Raw genomic sequence first — 553 nt, 5'->3', positions numbered from 1 at the left:
GGGAGACGAACCGGACCGACTGCAGGTCGTGGTCGAGGTCGACTGCGGCGCCCGTCGTTCCGGGGCCCCGCCCGAGCTTGCGGGCGACCTCGCACTCGCCGCCCGCAAGCGCGGCCTGGTGCCGGTGGGCGTCTTCACGTATCCAGGTCACGGCAGTTCCGGCCGGGACGCTCGCGAGCGCGCCGCGCAGGACCAGGATGCCGCGCTCACCACCGCCGTACGCAGCCTCGCCGGCGTCGGCATCACCGCAGCGGTGGTCAGCGCCGGTTCCACGCCCACCGTCGAGTTCGCCACCAGCAGCGTGATCACCGAGATCCGTCCCGGCGAGTACGTCTTCTGCGACCTGAACAACACCCGGCTCGGCGCCTGCACGGACGACCAGATCGCGCTGTTCGTCGCTGCCACCGTGGTCAGCGACTGGGTCCCCGACCAGCTCATCCTCGATGCGGGCACCAAGGCCCTCAGCCGCGAAGGCAGCCCCGAACTCGGCTACGGAGGCGTCGCCGGCACGAAGGCCGTCCTGTCCAAGCTCAACGAGTACCACGGATTCCTC

At 70.9% G+C, this 553-nt stretch carries 1 protein-coding gene; it reads left to right on the top strand.

Annotated features, from left to right (window positions below):
* Positions 1-553 (top strand): alanine racemase (locus tag GTY47_RS15545; protein WP_010033751.1); only part of this gene is annotated, 553 nt, incomplete at both ends.

Origin of the sequence: Streptomyces sp. SID5464 (assembly GCF_009862985.1) — a bacterium.
Classification (GTDB): domain Bacteria; phylum Actinomycetota; class Actinomycetes; order Streptomycetales; family Streptomycetaceae; genus Streptomyces; species Streptomyces chartreusis_D.
Note: the sequence above shows the minus strand (reverse complement) of the source record. Positions and strands in the feature narration are given on the sequence as shown.